The following is an 18,050-nucleotide window of genomic DNA, read 5'->3' as shown; positions in this document are numbered from 1 at the left end:
AGTTATCTGCAGTATTCAGAGGGGAGTGCAGCGTACACGGCAGCACATCTTACAAGGTCTTCTTTCCAGGTCTTCTCATTGGGTGCGTGCGCCTGCGCTTCCTTGCCCGGGCCAAAGCCGATGCATGGGATGCCGAAACGGCCCATAATGGAAACACCGTTGGTGGAGAAGGTCCATTTGTCAATGCGCGGCTCTCCGTACAGCTCAGTGTAAGCGGCTGCCATAGCCTCTGTCACTTTGTGGTCCTGGGGAATGACCCATGTGGGGAAGTAGCACTCGGTAGGATAGGAAAGTCCGGTCCAGGACGGGCGCTCATAGTTGTACATGGATACCTTTGCGCCGTATTTTTTCACGGACGGAAGGGCACGGATCTCATCCAGGCAGCTTTCCCAGGTCTCACCTGCAGTCATGCGGCGGTCAAGAGAGACAGCACAGGAGTCTGCAACTGCACAGCGGCTTGGGGAGGTGAAGAAGATTTCGGATGTGGTCACTGTGCCGCGGCCGAGGAAACGGGCTTCTTTCCACTCTTTGTTGTATTTTTCGTCCAGCATTTTTACAAGACCTTTGATCTCTGTGGAGTCCTCAGCGTCGTTTTCATTGAGGGCGCGCACTTCCTGGAGGATGTCAGCCATTTTGTAGATGGCATTGTCACCGCGCTCCGGAGCGGAACCGTGGCAGGAAACACCGGTCACATCTATGCGGATCTCCATACGGCCCCTCTGGCCTCTGTAGATGCCGCCGTCTGTAGGCTCTGTGGAAACTACGAATTCAGGTCTTACTTTGTCTTCGTTTACAATATACTGCCAGCACAGACCGTCACAGTCCTCCTCCTGAACAGTTCCTGTTACCAGTACGGTATAGCGGTCATCCAACAGTCCCTGATCCTTCATGATCTTGGCGCCGTACACAGCGGAGACAATGCCGCCGAGCTGGTCAGAGGTACCGCGGCCGCCGATCTCCGTGTCGGATTCGAAACCTTCATAGGGATCAAAATCCCAGTTGTCACGGTTGCCGATGCCAACGGTATCAATGTGGGCGTCAAAGCCGATGAGTGTTTTGCCGCTTCCCATATATCCTAAAATGTTTCCCATGGGGTCAATGACAACTTTGTCAAATCCCAGGGCGTTCATTTCCTGCTCGATTCGTTTTACATGGCCTTCCTCGCCGACACTTTCGCCGGGAATCCTTACCAGGTCCCTTAAAAATTTTGTCATAGCCTGCTCGTAACCCTGTGCTGCTTCTTTGATTTTACCGTAATCCATAATCATATCCTCCCAATACATTTATTCTTAATTATAAAATGGTTTCCTATATCAATTATACTGTTTTCCGTCCCACACGATTTCTTTATAACGCTGGGGGTCTGTGTCTCCCTCTGTTGAGAAGAGAAGCACCTTTGCGTTCTCATCCAGTTTCAGGAAGTCCCGCAGTTCCCTGTATTCTTCCTGCTCCATGATGGCGCTGAGAAGTCCCATACCCACAGCACCGGATTCCCCGCTTGTCACCTGGGGGTCTCCTTTTACGGGAGCTGCCAGCATGCGCATGCCTCTGGCGGATACCCAGTCAGGACAGGATGTAAATACAGATACATGGTTCTTTAAGATATCCCATGAAATGGTGTTCGGCTCTCCGCATGCAAGACCTGCCATAATGGTTGGCATATCGCCGTCCACAATACGGATCTGGCCGTCAGCAGCCTTGGCGCCTTTGTAGAGGCAGGCGGCTGAATCCGCTTCCATGACTACGACTACAGGCGGATTGTCGGGATAGCGGTTTGCGAAATATCCCTGTACGGCTCCGGCCAGGGAACCCACGCCTGCCTGGATGAAGATGTGGGTGGGGCGGTCACAGCCGTATTCGCCGAGCTGTTCGTCGGCCTCGGAAGCCATGGTTCCGTAACCCTGCATGATCCAGGATGGAATCTCCTCATAGCCGTCCCATGCAGTATCCTGCACCATGACACCGTTTGGTGTCTGCTCTGCCATGGCGTTTGCCCGGCGGACACATTCGTCATAGTTCACATCTGTAATGGTGGCATCTGCGCCTTCTTTTAAGATATTTTCAAGACGTGTCTGGGTGGAGCCTTTTGGCATGAGGACTACAGATTTCTGTCCCAGCCTGTTTGCTGCCCAGGCAACGCCGCGTCCGTGATTGCCGTCCGTTGCGGTGAAGAATGTGGCCTGCCCGAATTCTTTTCTGAGCTCCTCAGAGGTGAGGACTGCGTAGGGCAGTTCGCTTACATCCCTGTGGGTCTGTTTGGCAATGTAGTTTGCCATGGCGAAGGACCCGCCCAGCACCTTGAAGGCATTCAGGCCGAAACGGTAGGATTCATCCTTTACGAAGAGTCCTCCCAGGCCCAGATATTCGGCCATGTGGTCAAGCTTTGCAAGCGGTGTTTTGCTGTACTGCGGAAAGCTCTGGTGGAAAGCTCTGGCTTTTGCTACATTTTCCAGTGACATGATCGGAAGAGAGGTGTCTGCCGTCTTCGGCATACGGTTCTCTGCCCATTGGATTTCTTTCATTTTTTTAGTTCCCCCTTTTCTTTGTTCACATCGGTATAGCTATATAAAGTATATTTGGAAATGCCGAAATAATTTGCCACCTTGTCGCCTGACTTGGTGATGAGGAAGGCGCCGGAGTCATTCAGAAATTGGATGGCTTTTACCTTGTCTTCCTTGGTCATCAGTGCCACCGGTTTGCCTACCAGGTTTACGGACTCCTCAATGAGGTGGTCTAAAAGGTCATTTACATTGTGGGTGATCTCCGGGGCAGCTTCTTTTTCTTTCTCCTCATCCGTGTCCGTCAGGTTGTGGATGGCGGCTTCTAAGGTGAGAAGCTTGGTAATATCATAATTAATACCGAGAATGTAGTGAAGCTCCTCCGCTTCGTCTTTTATGTAGAAAGTGGAAGATTTTAAAACTCTTCCGTCTGCCGTCCGGGTCAGATAACCGGCCCTGTCCGTCAGATTTTCCGGATGTGTTTCCTTTAACGCTTTCAGCACCACATTCGACGGGCCGTCCCCAAGTTGTCTGCCGGAGACATGACCGTTTTCCAGATAGACGATGGAGTGTTCCAGGTCTTTGGTCTTTAAGTCATGTATGACGATTTCGCAGTCCGGTCCGAACTGTCTGGCAAGACCGGCTGCCACCTGTTTCAGTAATTTCAATCTGCCCATAAGAAAGCTCCTTTCTGACAGGGTTCATTTTTTCTTGTTAATTCCATCATAGCATACTTTTTGGAGATTGCAAGAAGTTTTTACAAAAATTTTTAGGTTAACTAAAATATTTTTTAAAAAGTGTCCCGAATCCCTTGTAATAAGGGTCTGCAGGTGTTATAGTTAGACTATCAAAGCCAGCGTATGCAGCGAAAGGAAGGCAGAATTATGAGAGAGAGAACACTGAAGCTGGTGGTCACGTTCGGAACCACAACCAGGGCTATGGCAATGGAGAAAATGTGCAGGGAACAGGGGCTTCCCGGAAGGCTGATCCCTCTGCCGAGAGCAGTGTCAGCCGGATGCGGCCTGTCCTGGTGCACAGAGGTTCAGGAAAGAGAAAGAACGGAGAAAATGATGCAGGAGCAGGGTCTCCTGTATGAGGGTGTTTACGAAGTATTGGTGTAGGAAATGGGAACCATATGGGAGGTTCCGGATGGGAGGTTTTTATGTATACGTTCTATGTAAATGGAAAAGAGTGCAGAACCGAGAAGGAGGGCAGGCTTCTGGATTATCTAAGGGATGAGTTGGGCCTTACCGCGGTCAAGGAAGGATGCAGCGAGGGTGCCTGCGGAACCTGTACCGTGCTGGTGGACGGGAAGAAGATGAAAGCCTGTGTGGTCAAGCTTTCCAAGGTGGACGGCAGGCATGTGACGACTGTGGAGGGAATCCCGGAAGAGGAGATGAAGGTGTATGTGCACTGCTTTGCGGAAGCAGGAGCTGTACAGTGTGGTTTCTGTATACCGGGCATGATCATCTCCGCCAAGTCTCTGCTGGATGTGAACTTAAACCCCTCAAGACAAGATGTGAAAAAGGCCATCCACGGCAATATCTGCCGCTGTACAGGATATAAGAAGATAGAGGATGCCATTCTCATGGCAGCAGATTTTTTCCGGGAAAAACGTGAAGTACCTGGGGCAGAGGAAGATGGCGGCATAACCCGCAGATTCAAGCGTGTGGATGCAGAGGAAAAGGTCCGGGGCACGGGAAAATATGTGGATGACATCGTACTTCCGGATATGGCCTATGCAAAGGCTCTCCGTTCCCCATACCCCAGGTGCAGGATCAACGGCATTCATATAGAAAAAGCGCTGGCCCATCCGGACTGTGTGGCTGTCTATACGGCAGAGGATGTGCCGGAAAATATCTGCGGTCATATTAAGAAGGACTGGGATGTGATGATCCCCGTAGGCGGGATCACAAGATACGTGGGGGATGCCCTGGCGCTTGCCGTTGTGAACCATAAGGAAAATCTGGATGAAGTGTTAAGCCTCATAGAACTGGATGCGGAGGAACTGCAGCCGGTGACAGATCCCAGAAAGGCTCTGGAGGAAGATGCACCCAGGGTGCATGAGGAAGGCAATCTGCTGGCAAAGAAACAGTGTATCCGCGGGGATGCGGACACTGCCATCAAAAATTCCAAATATGTTGTGACACGCCACTACAGTCTTCCTTTTACAGACCACGCGTTCATGGAACCGGAATGTGCTATTGCTTTCCCTGAAGGAGAGGACGGTGTGCATCTGTACACCTCAGGACAGTCTGTGTATGATGAACAGAGGGAGATATCCGGGATCCTGCAGATTCCCCAGGAGAAGGTGGTTGTGGAATCCATGCTGGTAGGCGGCGGCTTCGGCGGCAAGGAGGATATGAGCGTGCAGCATCACGCAGCCCTCTGTGCCTGGCTCTTAAAGCGGCCGGTGAAAGTACGTTTTTCAAGGGCGGAGAGCCTGATGTGCCATGTGAAGCGTCATGCCATGGAAATGGACTTCACCACTGCCTGCGATGAAAACGGGTATCTGACCGGTATGAAAGCAGTGCTCTATGCGGATACGGGAGCTTACGCTTCTTTGGGAAGCCCGGTACTGGAGCGCGCCTGTACCCATGCAGCAGGACCTTATAATTATCAGGATGTGGAGATCATCGGATATGGTGTATACACCAACAACATTCCTGCAGGCGCATACCGGGGGTTTGGCGTGACCCAGAGCTGCTTTGCCACAGAGTTCAATCTGGACCTGCTGGCAGAGCAGGTTGGCATTACCCCTTGGGAGATCCGTTACAGAAATGCCATCCGTCCGGGACAGACGCTTCCCAACGGACAGATCGCCACACCGGACTGTGCCCTGGCGCAGACCCTGGAGACGGTAAAGGAAGTCTATGATTCCCATCCCTATGCGGGAATCGCCTCCTGTATGAAGAACAGCGGAATCGGTGTGGGGAACCCCGATGTGGGGCGCTGTAACCTGAGGATACGGGACGGAAAAGTCCAGGTGCTCACCTCCGCTGCCTGTATGGGCCAAGGTGTCGGCACAGTGGCGATCCAGATCGTCTGCGAGACCACAGGACTGAAAGCAGACCAGGTGACACATAAAAAGGCAAACACCATTGACACTCCGGATTCCGGCACCAGCACAGCATCCCGCCAGACTCTTTTTACCGGGGAGGCCACCCGGAGAGCTGCGCTTCAATTAAAGGATGCCCTGCAGGATAAGGGTTCCCTGGAAGCGCTGGAGGGAGAGGAGTTCTATGCAGAATATACAGGTGAGACGGATGCCATGGGTTCACCGAAAGAGCATCCTGTCAGCCACATAGCGTATGGATATGCGACCCAGGTGGTGATTCTGGATGAGAGCGGAAAAGTGACAGAGGTTGTGGCAGCACACGATGTGGGCACTGTGATCAATGTACAGTCCTGTGAGGGACAGGTGGAAGGCGGCGTAGTCATGGGACTCGGTTATGCTTTTACGGAGGATTTCCCCATGGTGGACGGAAGGCCTGTGCTGAGCTACGGAAAGCTGGGGCTTTTCAGGGCAACCGCCGCGCCGGATATCAAAACCATTCTTGTCACCTCCCCGGAGGTGCTCACAGAGGCATACGGGGCGAAGGGGGTGGGAGAGATCTCCACTGTTCCCACGGCTCCTGCATGTGCCCATGCCTATTACAGACTGGATGGGGTGGAGCGGAGAAAACTGCCCCTGGAGAATACATTTTACAGGAAAGAAAAGAAGAAAGGGTGAGGTCATATGAAGCTGCTTTTACAGAACGGAACGGTTGTAAGCGGACAGGAAAGCGGAAAAAAAGATATCCTTCTTGACGGGGAGATTATCTGCAGGGTGGATACGGAGATATCTCCTGAGGAAGCGGATGAAGTGGTGGATCTGGAAGGAAAGCTGGTGTTTCCGGGATTCATAGACGCTCATACCCATTTTGACCTGGAGGTGTCCGGCACCGTAACGGCGGATGATTTTGAAAGCGGAACCCTTGCCGCCATAGCCGGAGGGACCACCACCATCGTTGACTTTGCCACACAGAATAAGGGGGAGACGCTGCGGGAGGCCCTTGCAAACTGGCATAAAAAGGCAGACGGAAGATCTTCCTGTGATTACGGATTCCACATGGCTATTTCTGACTGGAATGAGGAGACATCGGCCCAGATAAAGGATATGATCGAGGCGGGGGTAACGACCTTTAAGCTGTATATGACATATCCTGCCATGAAGCTGAATGACGGTGAGATCTACGAGGTCCTGAAACGGCTGCACGATATGGGCGGAATCGCCGGAGTGCACTGTGAGAATGCGGATATCATTGACGCTCTGATCCGGGAAGCGAGATCACAGGGCAGGCTGGATGCCGACACACATCCCAGGGTGCGCCCTGCCCAGCTTGAAGCTGAGGCTGTGCACCGCCTGCTTGTGACAGCGCGGACTGCGGGAACACCCATTATTGTGGTGCATCTCACCTGTGAGGAGGCGTACCGGGAGATCGAGCAGGCCAGAGCCGGCGGGCAGGAAGTGTACGCGGAGACCTGTCCCCAGTATCTGCTCATGGATGACAGCCTCTATGTGCAGGGCGGCGCGGAGGCGGCAAAATACGTCATCTCTCCGCCCCTCCGAAAGAAAAAGGATCAGGAATGCCTCTGGAAAGCATTAAAGGAGGACCGTATCCAGACCGTATCCACAGACCACTGCAGTTTTACCACCGGGCAGAAGGCCATGGGAAAAGAGGACTTTACAAAGATACCAAACGGCATGCCGGGTGTGGAGACAAGGGGAACTTTACTCTACACATACGGGGTGAGGGAAGGAAGGATATCCCCGGAACAGATGTGCCGCGTTCTGTCTGAAAACCCGGCTAAACTCTATGGCATGTACCCGCAGAAGGGATGCATCGCCGCGGGAAGCACAGCGGATCTGGTCATACTGGACCCGGAAAAGGAAGCTGTGATCTCCGCAGATACCCAGCACTATGCCATGGATTATGCCCCCTTTGAGGGAACAAAAATAAAAGGATGTATTGACAAAGTTTATTTGCATGGTACTCTTGTAGTAGACGAAGGTACCGTACAGGTGAAAAAAGCGGGCAGATATGTGCCCAGACAGAAGTATACGGCGCCTCAGTAAAATAGAAAAAGGCGTAACAGCTCAGGTATCTGAACGGTTACGAAAGGGTGACATATGGAACAGAGAATAGACGCAAAAGGACTTGCCTGCCCGAAGCCGGTGATATTAGCAAAAAAGGCCATGGACGCCTGCGGCCGGAATGATGTAGTCCTCATCACAGTGGACAATGAGATGGCAGTGGAAAATCTGCGAAAACTGGCGGCATCACAAGGTGCGGAATATGCCTCCGAAAAGCTGGGGGAAAAAGAATACAGCGTGAGAATAACCGTGACCGGAGAAAATGAAAATAAGACGCAGACAGAAATCCCGGTGACCTGTTCGATTCCCGCCGCGGACAATACCGTTGTGGTCATCTCCTCGAGAGAGATGGGAAACGGGGATGGGGTTCTGGGAAAAATACTGATGAAAGGATTTATCTATGCCCTGACACAGCTTCTGAAACTTCCGAAAACGGTACTGTTATACAATGGCGGTGCCTATCTGTCCTGTGAGGATTCTGAGTCTCTGGAAGATTTGAGAAAGCTGGACGGGGAAGGCGTGGAGATCCTCACCTGCGGAACCTGTCTGAACCATTACGGAATCACGGAAAAACTGGCAGTGGGCAGAGTGACTAATATGTATGAGATTGTGGAAAAACAGGCAGATGCCGGTAAGATCATACGTCCATAGAGCAGCATAAGACTGGTTAGGAGAACGGATTATGAGACCAATTGTAGTAAGAGGAGGAGGCGATCTGGCAACAGGGACCATTCATCGTCTCAGCAGAAGCGGATATCCTGTCGTCATTCTGGAGACTGACAGGCCATCCGCGATCCGCAGGCTGGTGGCTTTTTCCCAGGCTGTTTATGACGGGGAGACAGAAGTGGAGGGTATGGTGTGCAGAAGGGTGGAGAGTGCTGAGGCGGCTCTCGCTTTGGCGGCGCCTCTGGCCCCTGTCCTTTTGGTGGACCCTGCGTGCAGCTCTCTTGATACATTGCGGCCGGAGGTTCTTGTGGATGGGATTCTGGCAAAACGGAATCTGGGTACCACAAGGGATATGGCAGAACTGACCATTGCCCTTGGGCCGGGATTTGAGGCCGGGCGTGATGTGGATTATGTGGTTGAGACAAAGCGGGGGCATTATCTGGGCAGAATACTGAATAAGGGCTTTGCCATACCAAATACAGGGGTTCCGGGAATGATCGGCGGCTGCGGAAAAGAGAGGGTGATCCACTCGGACCGGGCCGGTGTATTTTGGGCAGAGGCATCCATCGGTGACTGGGTGGAGGCAGGAACCCCGGTAGGATATGTGGAGACTTCGGATGGACAGCGTTATCCGCAGAGAACCGTGATCTCCGGTGTGCTCCGGGGTATACTGCCGGACGGCTACCGGGTGACAGAGCATTTCAAGTCCGCGGATGTGGATCCCAGGGAGGAATCCGGGGCGCACTGTGCCCTGATCTCAGATAAAGCCAGATGTATTGCGGGCAGTGTACTGGAACTGGTCAGTGCCTTTGAAAAGGGTGTATTGAAATGAAGAAAATGCTGTTGGATATGTTGAAAAGTACAGGGAGATGGCCGGAAAAACCGGTGATCTCCCTTGTGGGCGCAGGGGGGAAGACCACCTGCGCCTATCTGTTGGCGGAGGAACTGGCAGGAGAAGGGAAAAAGGTTCTGGTCACTACCACCACCCATATGGAGCATCCGAACTTTTTGGGGAGAAACGGCGCCATTGACCAATCTCCGGAAGAGATAGCGGCAGCTCTGGAGAGATCCCCCATCGTGACAGCCGGCACGTCCGGCCCGGGAGGCATGAAGATGCGGGCACTGCCGGAGGAGGTTTTTGGCGCAGTGCTGCCTTATTTTGACGCGGCTGTCATAGAGGCGGACGGCTCAAAGCGCCATCCCTTTAAAGTTCCGGCCTCCCATGAACCGGTGATCAGAAAGGAGACAACGCATATTATGATCCTGGCGGGTATGCCTGCAATGGGCAGGCCTCTTTGCCGGGTCTGCTTCCGAATGGAGGAGGCAGAAAAACTGCTCTTGGAGACAGAAAACAGAGGTCCGGCAGAAGACAGCAGGGACGGTTCTTTGGCAGAACGGATACTGACACCGGGACTTGCCGGGCGGCTTTTGGAGGCGGGATATGTACAGCCCCTGAAAAGGCAGTTTCCGGATGCGGCGCAGATGATCCTGCTGAACCAGACAGAGGACGCGGCGGCTGTGGAGGAACTGCAGAAAAATACCAGTGTACCTGTGTTTGGAAGGCCTTCTGACCCTGTGCGGGCCAATGGGAGAATCCATCTGATCCTTCTGGCCGCAGGCTTTTCTAGGCGGTTTGGGGAGAATAAACTGCTCTTTGAACTGGATGGCAGGCCCATGTATCAGTATCCCATGGAAATCTTCAGGACACTGAAGGCGGTCAGAAGGGATATTGCCTCTGTCTGCGTGGTGAGTCAGTATGCCCGGATTCTGGAGACAGCCGGAGAATACGGATTTTGTCCCGCGGAAAACAGGGAGAGTGCGGAGGGTATTTCCTCCTCTTTGAAGCTGGGCATTAAAAAAAGCAGGGAGGCGGACAAAACTGACGGGACAGAGGAACATTTTTACTGCTTTTTTGTGGCTGACCAGCCCCATCTGAGGGCAGATACCGTGAACCGTTTTCTGGATGGATTTTTAAGGAGCGGAAAGAAGATCGGATGTCTTGCAAGCGGAGACACGACGGGAAATCCGGTTATTTTTCATGAGAGTTATGTACCGGAGCTGATGGGTCTAAAGGGAGATACAGGAGGGAAGAAAGTGCTGAAAAGGCATCCGGAGGAAGTATTTCTCTGTGATGTGGGCGAAGAACTGCAGCTCCATGACTATGACAGCAGACAGTCATTGGAAGACAGAAGAATAAAAGGAAATGCAGAATGAGATTATGGGCAGAAAGTGTGCACAGCATACTTTCTGCTCATTTTTGTGCGAGAAGCTTTGCCAGATTGAGAAGTACCCCTGCCTGTTCTTTGTTTAACTGGCGATAGAGACGAACCAGTTCCGCTTCACAGGGTGAGGGGTAAAGAATATTGGGTTTTTCAGATTCCTCATTGAAAAATTCCGAGAGACGCATTCCAAGGGGAGACAGCAGTGCGGTTAGAATTTCTATGCTGGGTACACTCTCGCCCTTTTCCACTCTCCTGATATAGTTAATGGAGACATCGCTTAATTGAGAGAGCTTATAGACACTTATCTGTTTATCTTTGCGCAGCCGGGCCAGATTTTCACCAATGTTCATAAGAAACCTCCCTTTTCTATGAGATACATATACAGCATTGCATAAAATATGGTAAATATGGCACATGCCATTTATGACACTGTTCGGATCATTCATATACCAGTATATGCACTATATTATGCCCCAATGGGTATAAAATTATAAGCCAACAATTGTTGTTTACAATAGTGTTATATTGTTGTATTATAATAGATATTCGGTGATTGTCCGGACAGGCCGGCACAACACATGCGCCGGCCGTGCATAAGAGCAGTTACGAGATATGTTGATTTGAAAGGTGGTGACAGGATTGGTCTATACCGTGATTTTTGAGGTGGACATAAAGAATAACCAGATATTATTTTTTCATACAGGCTCCCTGTCGGTAAAGCTGAAAGCGGGAATCCTGTACGATTACGAGAAATTCCTGGAACAGTTTATTCTGGATAATGTCTATGAAGAGGAGAAGATAGACCTCTACCAGAATTTTAATATCGAGGCGCTCAGAAGCGCTTCCGTAAATAAGAGAGAGAATATCACATGTGATTTCCGCCTCAGGCCGGAAGGAAACCGGGAATACCGCTGGTTTACCATGAGCCTCATGCTGCCACACGGGGCAGGCGGCGCGGTGGGAGCGATTCTGGATATCCACGATAAAAAAATGCATGAACTGGAGATGCAGCATCAGGCGTCTCATGATGCCATGACAAATCTGCTGAACCGCCAGGCGTTTGAGCGGGCAGTGTTTTCCTATTTTATGCAGGGAGGAAAATGCGGCGCGTACTGCCTGATGGATGTGGATGATTTTAAACGGATCAATGACACAAGAGGCCATGCTTATGGGGATATCGCTCTGATGAAGATAGCCAAAATACTCACGGAATCTGTTCCGGAAGGAACCATCACCGCCAGATACGGAGGCGATGAATTCTGCATGTTTCTGCCGGGGATGGACAGGGAAGAACAACTGGAACCCATTCTGAAAGAGATTCTGGCGCATGTAAAGAAGGAAGAGTACGGGGGAATGCAGCTTTCCTTGTCCGTGGGGGTGGCTTTTTATCCAAAGCACCGCACAGGGGATAAGAATTCCATAGGAAAATATGCAGATGTGGCCCTCTATAAGGCTAAGGAATCCGGTAAGGACAGCTACTGCTTTTACTGTGACGAGATGGGGGAGTTTTGAAAACATCGCGAAGCGTGCTGCTGGGTACGCAGTGAAAACAGCAGCCCTTCCGGTCAGGTGAGACACCGTGGCCGGAAGGGTTAGAATGTGGAGTCCGATGCGGACTCTTATTTAATTGGGATATACAAGACGGTCAGGGCCGATATGGTCCAGCACCTCATCCAGATATTTTTTCGCCAGATAATTGGCCATACCCAGATTCATATCCAGATAATTGCCGCAGTCTTTTGGGGACGCTCCGGGAACCTCATCTTTAAAATCGCGGATAAATGCAAACATTTCTTTTAAAAGCTCCACAATATCAGAAGACTCATAATCTCCTGCCAACAGCAGATAAAAACCTGTGCGGCAGCCCATAGGACCGAAATAGATGATCTTGCTTCCGAATTCCCCGTGATTTCTCAGGAAGGTGGCGGCCAGGTGTTCGATCGTGTGGACTTCCGCTGTGTTCATGACAGGCTCCTCATTGGGGGAGGTCATGCGGATGTCAAAGGTGGTGATGACTTCCTGTCCCACGTAATCTTTCCGGGAAACATAGATGCCCGGCTGCAGTTTTATATGGTCAATGGTAAAGCTTGCGATTTTTTCCATTTGTTTTCTCCTTTTACTTATCTCATTCTTTTTCCGGTAAAATAATTATAATCCGTATGCCGGCAGGATGCAAGCAGAATCAGGATGGTGCTGTCCTTAAAATAATGGTAAAGGTGGCCCCTCCGCCCGGTGTATCGGACAGGATCAGCCGTCCTCTGTGAATCTTTATGATCTCCCTGGCAATGCTTAAGCCAAGTCCGAAATGTTCTTTGCTGGTGTGGGCCTTGTCCTGGCGGAAAAAACGCTGGAACACCTGCTTTTTAAACGAGTCCGGAATACCGGGGCCGTCATCGGCAACAGACAGGGAGACATGATTGGCAGTAAAGGACAGTGTAAGGGTGATATGGCCGAACGCAGGTGTGTAACTGAGGGCATTGTCCATGAGGATGGAGAGTACCTGGGAGATCCGTTCTTCGTCGCAGAGAACAGGCGGGCATTCCTCCTCAGGCAGACGGATACTTAGGCAGAGTCCCTTTTCTCTGGCAAGATACTCATATTTTTCATATGTCTCCAGGAGCAGGGTGTCGGGCGGTACCGGAGCCGGCTCCAGATTCCAGGAGCAGGCATCCGCACCGGCAAGCTGCAGCATGTCATCAATCAGGCGTGACATACGCTTTCCCTCAAGCTGGATAGTCTCTGTAAAGCGGGCGGCCTCCTCAGGTGCAGCTTTCTGGGAGGCAGTCAGGCAGGAGAGTATAACTGCCAGGGGGGAGCGGAGTTCATGGGAGGCAGAGGCTATGAACTGTGCCTGCTGTCTGCGGTTTTCTTCCAGAGGAGCCAGGGTCCTTCCTGTGAAGAACCAGAAAAAGACGGCGAGGAGGAGAAGCGCAGCGCTGTCTGCCCCCAGAAAGACAAGGCGTTGTCCATAAATCTGGGTTTTCTGTGCCTCCAGAGACTGCAGGATGACAGCGCTTAAATGGCCGTTTGTCCTGGGAAGCAGTATGACGGAGGCGTAATACTCCTGCCCGCCCTTTGGTTTTAACCGGAATTCCACATGTTTGGACAAAAGGGAGGAGGCATTCGCGGCATCCAGATCCAGCCCGTAGTCCCGGGAGGCGGTTTCTTTTGCAAGGGATATGACATCCTTTTCCTCCCGGGTTCTGCGCAGCTCCTGGTAAAAGAGGGGCTGGCCGTTGTCGAACAGGGAGAGAATGGTATTGTGGTTCTTCTCGATACCGGCGATCCACTGAAGGGTAATGGTGTTCTGGCTTTCCAACTGGGTGAGCATGGAATTCAGGCTGTTGGTAAAGGAAGTGCTGCCGTTTTTCGCAATGCCTGACTCGGAGAAATAGAGACACAGACAGGTGGCGGCAGCCAGAATAACGCCTGTGACCGCAAGGCAGAGAAGGGTGAGGCGTATCCGCATTTTGCGGAACAGCAGGGGATGGGGGGGACGGTCTTCTTTTTTATTCATGGGTTACCTCCAGGCAGTAGCCGATGCCCCGGACTGTGCGCAGAGTGAGTGCGCTTCCGACTGTCCGGAGACGGCGGCGGATAAAGTGGATATAGTTATCCAGATTGCCCTCCTCCACCTCCGCGTTGGGGCCCCAGACGCGGGACAGGATGGTGAGCCTGGGAAGCGTCTGTCCCGGATTACGGAGCAGAAACTCAAGAAGCGCGCCCTCACGTTTTGACAGTACCAGAACCTTGGAACCGCAGAGGAGCTGTTTTGGAGCAGGGCGGTATGTCACATCCCCAAAGGTGATCTCATCGGACAGCTCCAGGTTGACCGGACGGCGGGCAATACAGCGGATGCGCGCCAGAAGTTCCTGGAAATCATAGGGTTTTACCAGATAATCATCTGCCCCCCGGTTGAGTCCTGTGATCTTATCGGAGAGTTCTCCCAGTGCGGTGACAAGGATGACAGGAGTGGAAATACCCTCCGCGCGTATTTTTTCCAGGACAGTAAGGCCGTCCATAGAGGGGAGCATTCGGTCCAGAAGGACCAGATCATGGGTGCGCTGCCTGATATAATCCAGGCCATCTTCCCCGTCGTAACACAGATCCGTCAGTATCCCCTCCTTTTCCAACTGGAATTTCAGGGAGTCACAGAGCTTGCGGTCGTCTTCTATTATCAATATTCTCATGAAAAAATATCCTCCGGTCTTTCATTTTATTTAGAAGTATAACACAGGAATCTTTAAGTTATCTCTAAAAATGAAAGAAAAATTAGAGGGAATCTTAGAGAATGTTTAGAGAATGGAATGATAAGATAAACGCAAATGAAAGACAGGAGGAGAAACATGAACCGATATATCAAAAAAGCAGTCTGTCTGACAGCAGCTCTTGCCATTGCCGTGGCAGGGCTTGCAGGGTGCGGAAAACAAACAGAGGATGAGAGCGGGAAAGGCGCCATGGGCCGTTATCTGGAGGAGGAGGTATCCCTTCCGGGAAATACAGGCAGGGTCCTGGCAATGGAGAGACTGAATGACAACAGCCTGTCACTTTTGACAGAGGATAAGGAGACGGGTGAGCGCTGTCTGTGGAAGTCAGCGGATTTGGGCAAAAGCTGGGAGGAGGATACGCTGCCGGGAGGACTGGGACTTGCCGACTGTGCTTACATAGACTGGGCCTGCATCAGTAAAGAGGGAGATATAGCCGTATCTGCCATGCCTGAGGCGTCTGAGGTAATGGTATCCCAGAGCTTTTCCCTTCTGTATGCAAAGAAGGGGGAATCCCTGAAAGCCCTGAACCTTGATGGGGAAAAGACAGATGACATGAAAGTTATCACCGGGATCGCATTTTCTGACAGCGGAAAGCTGATCGCCACATATACATACGGAACGGTGTGCGTGATCGACCCGGAAAGCGGACATGTGGAGCAGAACATCCAGCCGGGTGAGACAATCCAGCAGGTTACCAATACAGAAGATACGCTGCTGCTGCTCACAGACAAGGGGCTGAAAGCCTATGATATGAACACCGGGGAATCCGCGGAGACAGATCAGGCGCTTTCTGATGAGCTTTTAAAAGAGATGGAGACCGAACAGAAAAAGTTGAGAAACAGCGTGGTCTTTGGGTATGGGAAAGAGGAAGATAAGCTGTTCTACTGTGCAGGGAGCGGCATTTACCGGCACATTTTGGGCGGCACGGTGGTAGAGCAGGCAGTGAACGGAAGCCTGACATCCATCGGAAATCCAAAGACCATGCTCATTTCCCTGGCTGTTATGGATGATGACAGCTTCCTTGTGGCCTGCTCCGTAGACGCGGAGTACAAGATTTACCGCTATTCTTACTCCGCTGACACGTCTTCTGTGCCGGAAAAGGAGATCAAGGTGTATTCTCTGGAAGACTGCTCTGTGCTGAGACAGGCAATCTCCGTATACCAGAAGCAGAATCCGGATGTGTATGTGGACCTGGAGATTGGTATGAGCGGCGAGGATTCCGTCACCGCTTCCGATGCCCTGCGCACCCTGAATACCGATATCATGGCAGGAAAGGGACCGGATATCCTGATCCTGGACGGCATGCCTGTGGAGAATTATATTCAGAAGGGGCTTCTGGAGGATATTACAGACACTGTGGAAGCAGTCGGCCGGGAAGACGGATTGTTTGAAAATATTATGAGGACCTTTGAGAAGGATGACAAGATCTACGCAGTGCCGCTGGGCTTCTTACTCCCTGTTGTCCAGGGTGACGAAGCCGTTGTAAATGCAGCCGAAAGCATGAACACACTGGCAGAGCAGATCGCAGAGATAAGGGAAGAAAATCCCCATACAGGGCGCATTATGATTCCCACAGATTCCTCTGATTTTCTGGAGATATTCTACAACCTGGAGAACGCGGCTATGAGAAATGAGGACGGCACTCTGAATGAAGAGGCGCTGAAAGCTTTTCTGGAAAACATGAAAAAACTATATGGGGAACCCATCACCCAGGAAGAACAGGAAAATACCATAGGGTACTTCAGTGCAGCAGAAGGGGTCGCGTCAAACCTGGACGGACTGCGCCTGCAGTCTATGGTGCTGCTCTCCCAGCAGTCCAAGGCGGGCGCGGGGTGGATTGGCTCCGTGTCACAGCTTGTGGAGATCCTGGGGGTAAATGAAGCCTGTGGTCTGGACTACACAGAACTGAAATCAGAGGGTAAAAGTGTATTTCTTCCCTACCAGAGTGTGGGAATCAGCAGCAAGAGCAAGGAGAAAGAGCTTGCCTTCGATTTCCTGAAAGCCCTGCTGGGCGTGGAGGTACAGGGCACCTTAAACGCAGCCTTCCCCATCAATCAGAAGGGGTATGAGAAGGCAATGGAATTTGCGAAAACCACCTACGGCGGCGGAGGGGATGACGCAGCAGGAGGTGCGTCCATCACGATGTCTGACAGTTCAGGCAGTATGTCATCCGTAAACTTAGGATGGCCCGGCGAAGAAGAACTGGACGGGCTGAAAGCGCTTCTTGAACAGGCGGAGGTACCGGCTTCCACGGATGATACCATATGGAACGCGGTCAAAGAGCAGGGGGAAAAATACCTGAATGAAGGCCTGGGCCTGGACGAGGCATGCAGCAATATCATACAGAAGGTCAATCTCTATCTGGCTGAGTAAAGGGGAGAAGGCAATGAGGCGTCACGGCAGAAAGAAAGCGGGAATAAGGAAAAAGAACAGGGCGGCAGCAGTCTTTCTGCTGCCAAGCCTCGGCGGTGTGGCGCTGTTTGTCCTGATACCCTTTGCGGATGTGATCAGGCGGTCCTTTCTGGATGCCATGGGGATGGAGTTTAAAGGAATCGGCAATTATCTGGAGCTGTTTCACAATTCAGCCTTTCTGCTGGCAGTGAAGAATACCATGCGGTTTGCGTTTATCTGTATTCCGGTTCTGCTGCTTCTCTCCCTGGGAATCGCGGTGCTGCTCACAGGCGCAGGGAAAAGGGGGAAGCTTTTGAAAAACTTTTATCTGATTCCCATGGCGGTCCCGGTGGCGTCCATAGTACTTTTATGGAAGTTTTTATTTCACAGCCAGGGGTTTTTGAGTGCCTTCTGCAGTATGGTGCACCTGCCGTCAATGGACTGGATGAACAGCAGCGCAGCGTTCTGGGTGCTGGTTGTCAGTTATCTGTGGAAGAATATGGGGTATGACATTATACTGTGGAGCGCAGGTCTGGCTGCTATACCGGACAATCTGTATGAGGCGGCAAGGGTGGATGGTGCCGGCAGTCTGGGCTGCTTTTTCAGGATCACACTGCCGAATCTTCTGCCTGTATTCTATACCATCACGGTGCTCTCTTTCCTGAATTCCTTCAAGGTGTTCCGGGAGGCATATCTGGTGGCCGGGGATTATCCCCATGACAGTATGTATCTGCTGCAGCATGTGTTTAACAACTGGTTCAGGGAGCTTTCGCTTGATAAGATGGCAGCCGGGGCAGTGCTTACGTTTCTGGCTGTTCTGATACTTATCCTGCTTCTGCAGAGAGCCTGGGGGAGAGAGGGTTGATGG

General features: G+C 51.7%; 16 protein-coding genes. 9 read left to right on the top strand and 7 right to left on the bottom strand.

All coding sequences use genetic code 11. The features are described from left to right. Positions 1-2: 2 nt before the first annotated feature. From V8Q34_RS10015 to V8Q34_RS10005, 3 genes are read right to left on the bottom strand one after another with little or no spacing between them, the layout of a single operon-like run. A complete protein-coding gene (locus V8Q34_RS10015) occupies positions 3-1,268 on the bottom strand; it encodes a YgeY family selenium metabolism-linked hydrolase (RefSeq protein ID WP_334295324.1) in 1,266 nt (421 codons plus the stop codon). Between the two features lie 45 nt (positions 1,269-1,313). Beyond that, positions 1,314-2,522 (bottom strand): diaminopropionate ammonia-lyase, encoded by a 1,209-nt coding sequence (gene dpaL, locus V8Q34_RS10010; RefSeq protein ID WP_033142946.1) that lies wholly within the window; start codon positions 2,520-2,522, stop codon positions 1,314-1,316. Further along, entirely contained in the window at positions 2,519-3,175 is a 657-nt protein-coding gene (locus tag V8Q34_RS10005) for a helix-turn-helix transcriptional regulator (protein WP_033142947.1), read from the bottom strand. The genes dpaL and V8Q34_RS10005 overlap by 4 nt, the downstream gene beginning before the upstream one ends. 207 nt (positions 3,176-3,382) lie before the next feature. Between V8Q34_RS10005 and V8Q34_RS10000 the strand changes: the two genes are divergently transcribed. The 6 genes from V8Q34_RS10000 to yqeC are packed head-to-tail and all read left to right on the top strand — an operon-like array spanning position 3,383 to position 10,515. After that, positions 3,383-3,619 (top strand): DUF3343 domain-containing protein, encoded by a 237-nt coding sequence (locus V8Q34_RS10000; RefSeq protein WP_033142948.1) that lies wholly within the window; start codon positions 3,383-3,385, stop codon positions 3,617-3,619. Positions 3,620-3,660: 41 nt separating this feature from the next. Beyond that, entirely contained in the window at positions 3,661-6,231 is a 2,571-nt protein-coding gene (gene xdh / locus V8Q34_RS09995) for a selenium-dependent xanthine dehydrogenase (RefSeq protein ID WP_335835354.1), read from the top strand. A 6-nt stretch (positions 6,232-6,237) separates the two neighbouring features. Beyond that, positions 6,238-7,617, top strand: a complete 1,380-nt coding sequence (gene hydA / locus V8Q34_RS09990) for a dihydropyrimidinase (protein WP_148392194.1) — start codon at positions 6,238-6,240, stop codon at positions 7,615-7,617. A gap of 54 nt (positions 7,618-7,671) precedes the next feature. Then, positions 7,672-8,286: a sulfurtransferase-like selenium metabolism protein YedF gene (gene yedF / locus V8Q34_RS09985; RefSeq protein ID WP_335835353.1), complete on the top strand. Its 615-nt coding sequence runs from the start codon at positions 7,672-7,674 to the stop codon at positions 8,284-8,286. 31 nt (positions 8,287-8,317) lie between these two features. Then, positions 8,318-9,133 (top strand): selenium-dependent molybdenum cofactor biosynthesis protein YqeB, encoded by an 816-nt coding sequence (gene yqeB / locus V8Q34_RS09980; protein ID WP_335835352.1) that lies wholly within the window; start codon positions 8,318-8,320, stop codon positions 9,131-9,133. Continuing rightward, the gene (gene yqeC, locus V8Q34_RS09975) at positions 9,130-10,515 is read left to right on the top strand and encodes a selenium cofactor biosynthesis protein YqeC (RefSeq protein ID WP_335835351.1); all 1,386 of its coding nucleotides are present in this window, start codon (positions 9,130-9,132) and stop codon (positions 10,513-10,515) included. Before yqeB ends, yqeC begins: the two co-directional genes overlap by 4 nt. Positions 10,516-10,552: 37 nt before the next feature. Here the strand turns inward: yqeC and V8Q34_RS09970 are convergent, their stop codons facing one another. Beyond that, entirely contained in the window at positions 10,553-10,873 is a 321-nt protein-coding gene (locus V8Q34_RS09970) for a helix-turn-helix domain-containing protein (RefSeq protein WP_335835350.1), read from the bottom strand. 289 nt (positions 10,874-11,162) lie between these two features. Here V8Q34_RS09970 and V8Q34_RS09965 point away from each other — a divergent pair, with 289 nt between their 5' ends. Then, positions 11,163-12,035, top strand: coding sequence for a GGDEF domain-containing protein (locus tag V8Q34_RS09965; RefSeq protein WP_103731478.1), 873 nt, complete (start codon positions 11,163-11,165; stop codon positions 12,033-12,035). Positions 12,036-12,146: 111 nt separating this feature from the next. Here the strand turns inward: V8Q34_RS09965 and V8Q34_RS09960 are convergent, their stop codons facing one another. From V8Q34_RS09960 to V8Q34_RS09950, 3 genes are all read right to left on the bottom strand, one after another. Further along, positions 12,147-12,626 carry an S-ribosylhomocysteine lyase gene (locus tag V8Q34_RS09960; protein ID WP_033142954.1) on the bottom strand — a complete coding sequence of 160 codons (480 nt, stop codon included), beginning with the start codon at positions 12,624-12,626 and terminating at the stop codon, positions 12,147-12,149. A gap of 79 nt (positions 12,627-12,705) precedes the next feature. Next, a complete protein-coding gene (locus V8Q34_RS09955) occupies positions 12,706-14,040 on the bottom strand; it encodes a sensor histidine kinase (protein WP_335835349.1) in 1,335 nt (444 codons plus the stop codon). Further along, a complete protein-coding gene (locus V8Q34_RS09950) occupies positions 14,033-14,713 on the bottom strand; it encodes a response regulator transcription factor (RefSeq protein WP_244806180.1) in 681 nt (226 codons plus the stop codon). The genes V8Q34_RS09955 and V8Q34_RS09950 overlap by 8 nt, the downstream gene beginning before the upstream one ends. Before the next feature lie 156 nt (positions 14,714-14,869). On the opposite strand from V8Q34_RS09950, the gene V8Q34_RS09945 reads away from it, so the two are divergent. Together V8Q34_RS09945 and V8Q34_RS09940 are read left to right on the top strand one after the other, a co-directional pair. Next, the gene (locus tag V8Q34_RS09945) at positions 14,870-17,164 is read left to right on the top strand and encodes an ABC transporter substrate-binding protein (RefSeq protein ID WP_335835348.1); all 2,295 of its coding nucleotides are present in this window, start codon (positions 14,870-14,872) and stop codon (positions 17,162-17,164) included. Positions 17,165-17,177: 13 nt separating this feature from the next. Beyond that, on the top strand, positions 17,178-18,047 hold the full coding sequence (locus V8Q34_RS09940) for a carbohydrate ABC transporter permease (RefSeq protein WP_335835347.1): 870 nt from the start codon (positions 17,178-17,180) through the stop codon (positions 18,045-18,047). Positions 18,048-18,050 lie beyond the last annotated feature (3 nt).

Origin of the sequence: Blautia sp. JLR.GB0024 (genome assembly GCF_037000545.1) — a bacterium.
Taxonomy (GTDB): domain Bacteria; phylum Bacillota; class Clostridia; order Lachnospirales; family Lachnospiraceae; genus Blautia; species Blautia celeris.
Note: the sequence above shows the minus strand (reverse complement) of the source record. Positions and strands in the feature narration are given on the sequence as shown.

Bases quoted from the DNA above. Each gene is read 5' to 3' on its own strand.
- V8Q34_RS10015 (WP_334295324.1), bottom strand. From the start codon at position 1,268: ATGATTATGGATTACGGTAAAATCAAAGAAGCAGCACAGGGTTACGAG.
- dpaL (WP_033142946.1), bottom strand. From the start codon at position 2,522: ATGAAAGAAATCCAATGGGCAGAGAACCGTATGCCGAAGACGGCAGAC.
- V8Q34_RS10005 (WP_033142947.1), bottom strand. From the start codon at position 3,175: ATGGGCAGATTGAAATTACTGAAACAGGTGGCAGCCGGTCTTGCCAGA.
- V8Q34_RS10000 (WP_033142948.1), top strand. From the start codon at position 3,383: ATGAGAGAGAGAACACTGAAGCTGGTGGTCACGTTCGGAACCACAACC.
- xdh (WP_335835354.1), top strand. From the start codon at position 3,661: ATGTATACGTTCTATGTAAATGGAAAAGAGTGCAGAACCGAGAAGGAG.
- hydA (WP_148392194.1), top strand. From the start codon at position 6,238: ATGAAGCTGCTTTTACAGAACGGAACGGTTGTAAGCGGACAGGAAAGC.
- yedF (WP_335835353.1), top strand. From the start codon at position 7,672: ATGGAACAGAGAATAGACGCAAAAGGACTTGCCTGCCCGAAGCCGGTG.
- yqeB (WP_335835352.1), top strand. From the start codon at position 8,318: ATGAGACCAATTGTAGTAAGAGGAGGAGGCGATCTGGCAACAGGGACC.
- yqeC (WP_335835351.1), top strand. From the start codon at position 9,130: ATGAAGAAAATGCTGTTGGATATGTTGAAAAGTACAGGGAGATGGCCG.
- V8Q34_RS09970 (WP_335835350.1), bottom strand. From the start codon at position 10,873: ATGAACATTGGTGAAAATCTGGCCCGGCTGCGCAAAGATAAACAGATA.
- V8Q34_RS09960 (WP_033142954.1), bottom strand. From the start codon at position 12,626: ATGGAAAAAATCGCAAGCTTTACCATTGACCATATAAAACTGCAGCCG.
- V8Q34_RS09955 (WP_335835349.1), bottom strand. From the start codon at position 14,040: ATGAATAAAAAAGAAGACCGTCCCCCCCATCCCCTGCTGTTCCGCAAA.
- V8Q34_RS09950 (WP_244806180.1), bottom strand. From the start codon at position 14,713: ATGAGAATATTGATAATAGAAGACGACCGCAAGCTCTGTGACTCCCTG.
- V8Q34_RS09945 (WP_335835348.1), top strand. From the start codon at position 14,870: ATGAACCGATATATCAAAAAAGCAGTCTGTCTGACAGCAGCTCTTGCC.
- V8Q34_RS09940 (WP_335835347.1), top strand. From the start codon at position 17,178: ATGAGGCGTCACGGCAGAAAGAAAGCGGGAATAAGGAAAAAGAACAGG.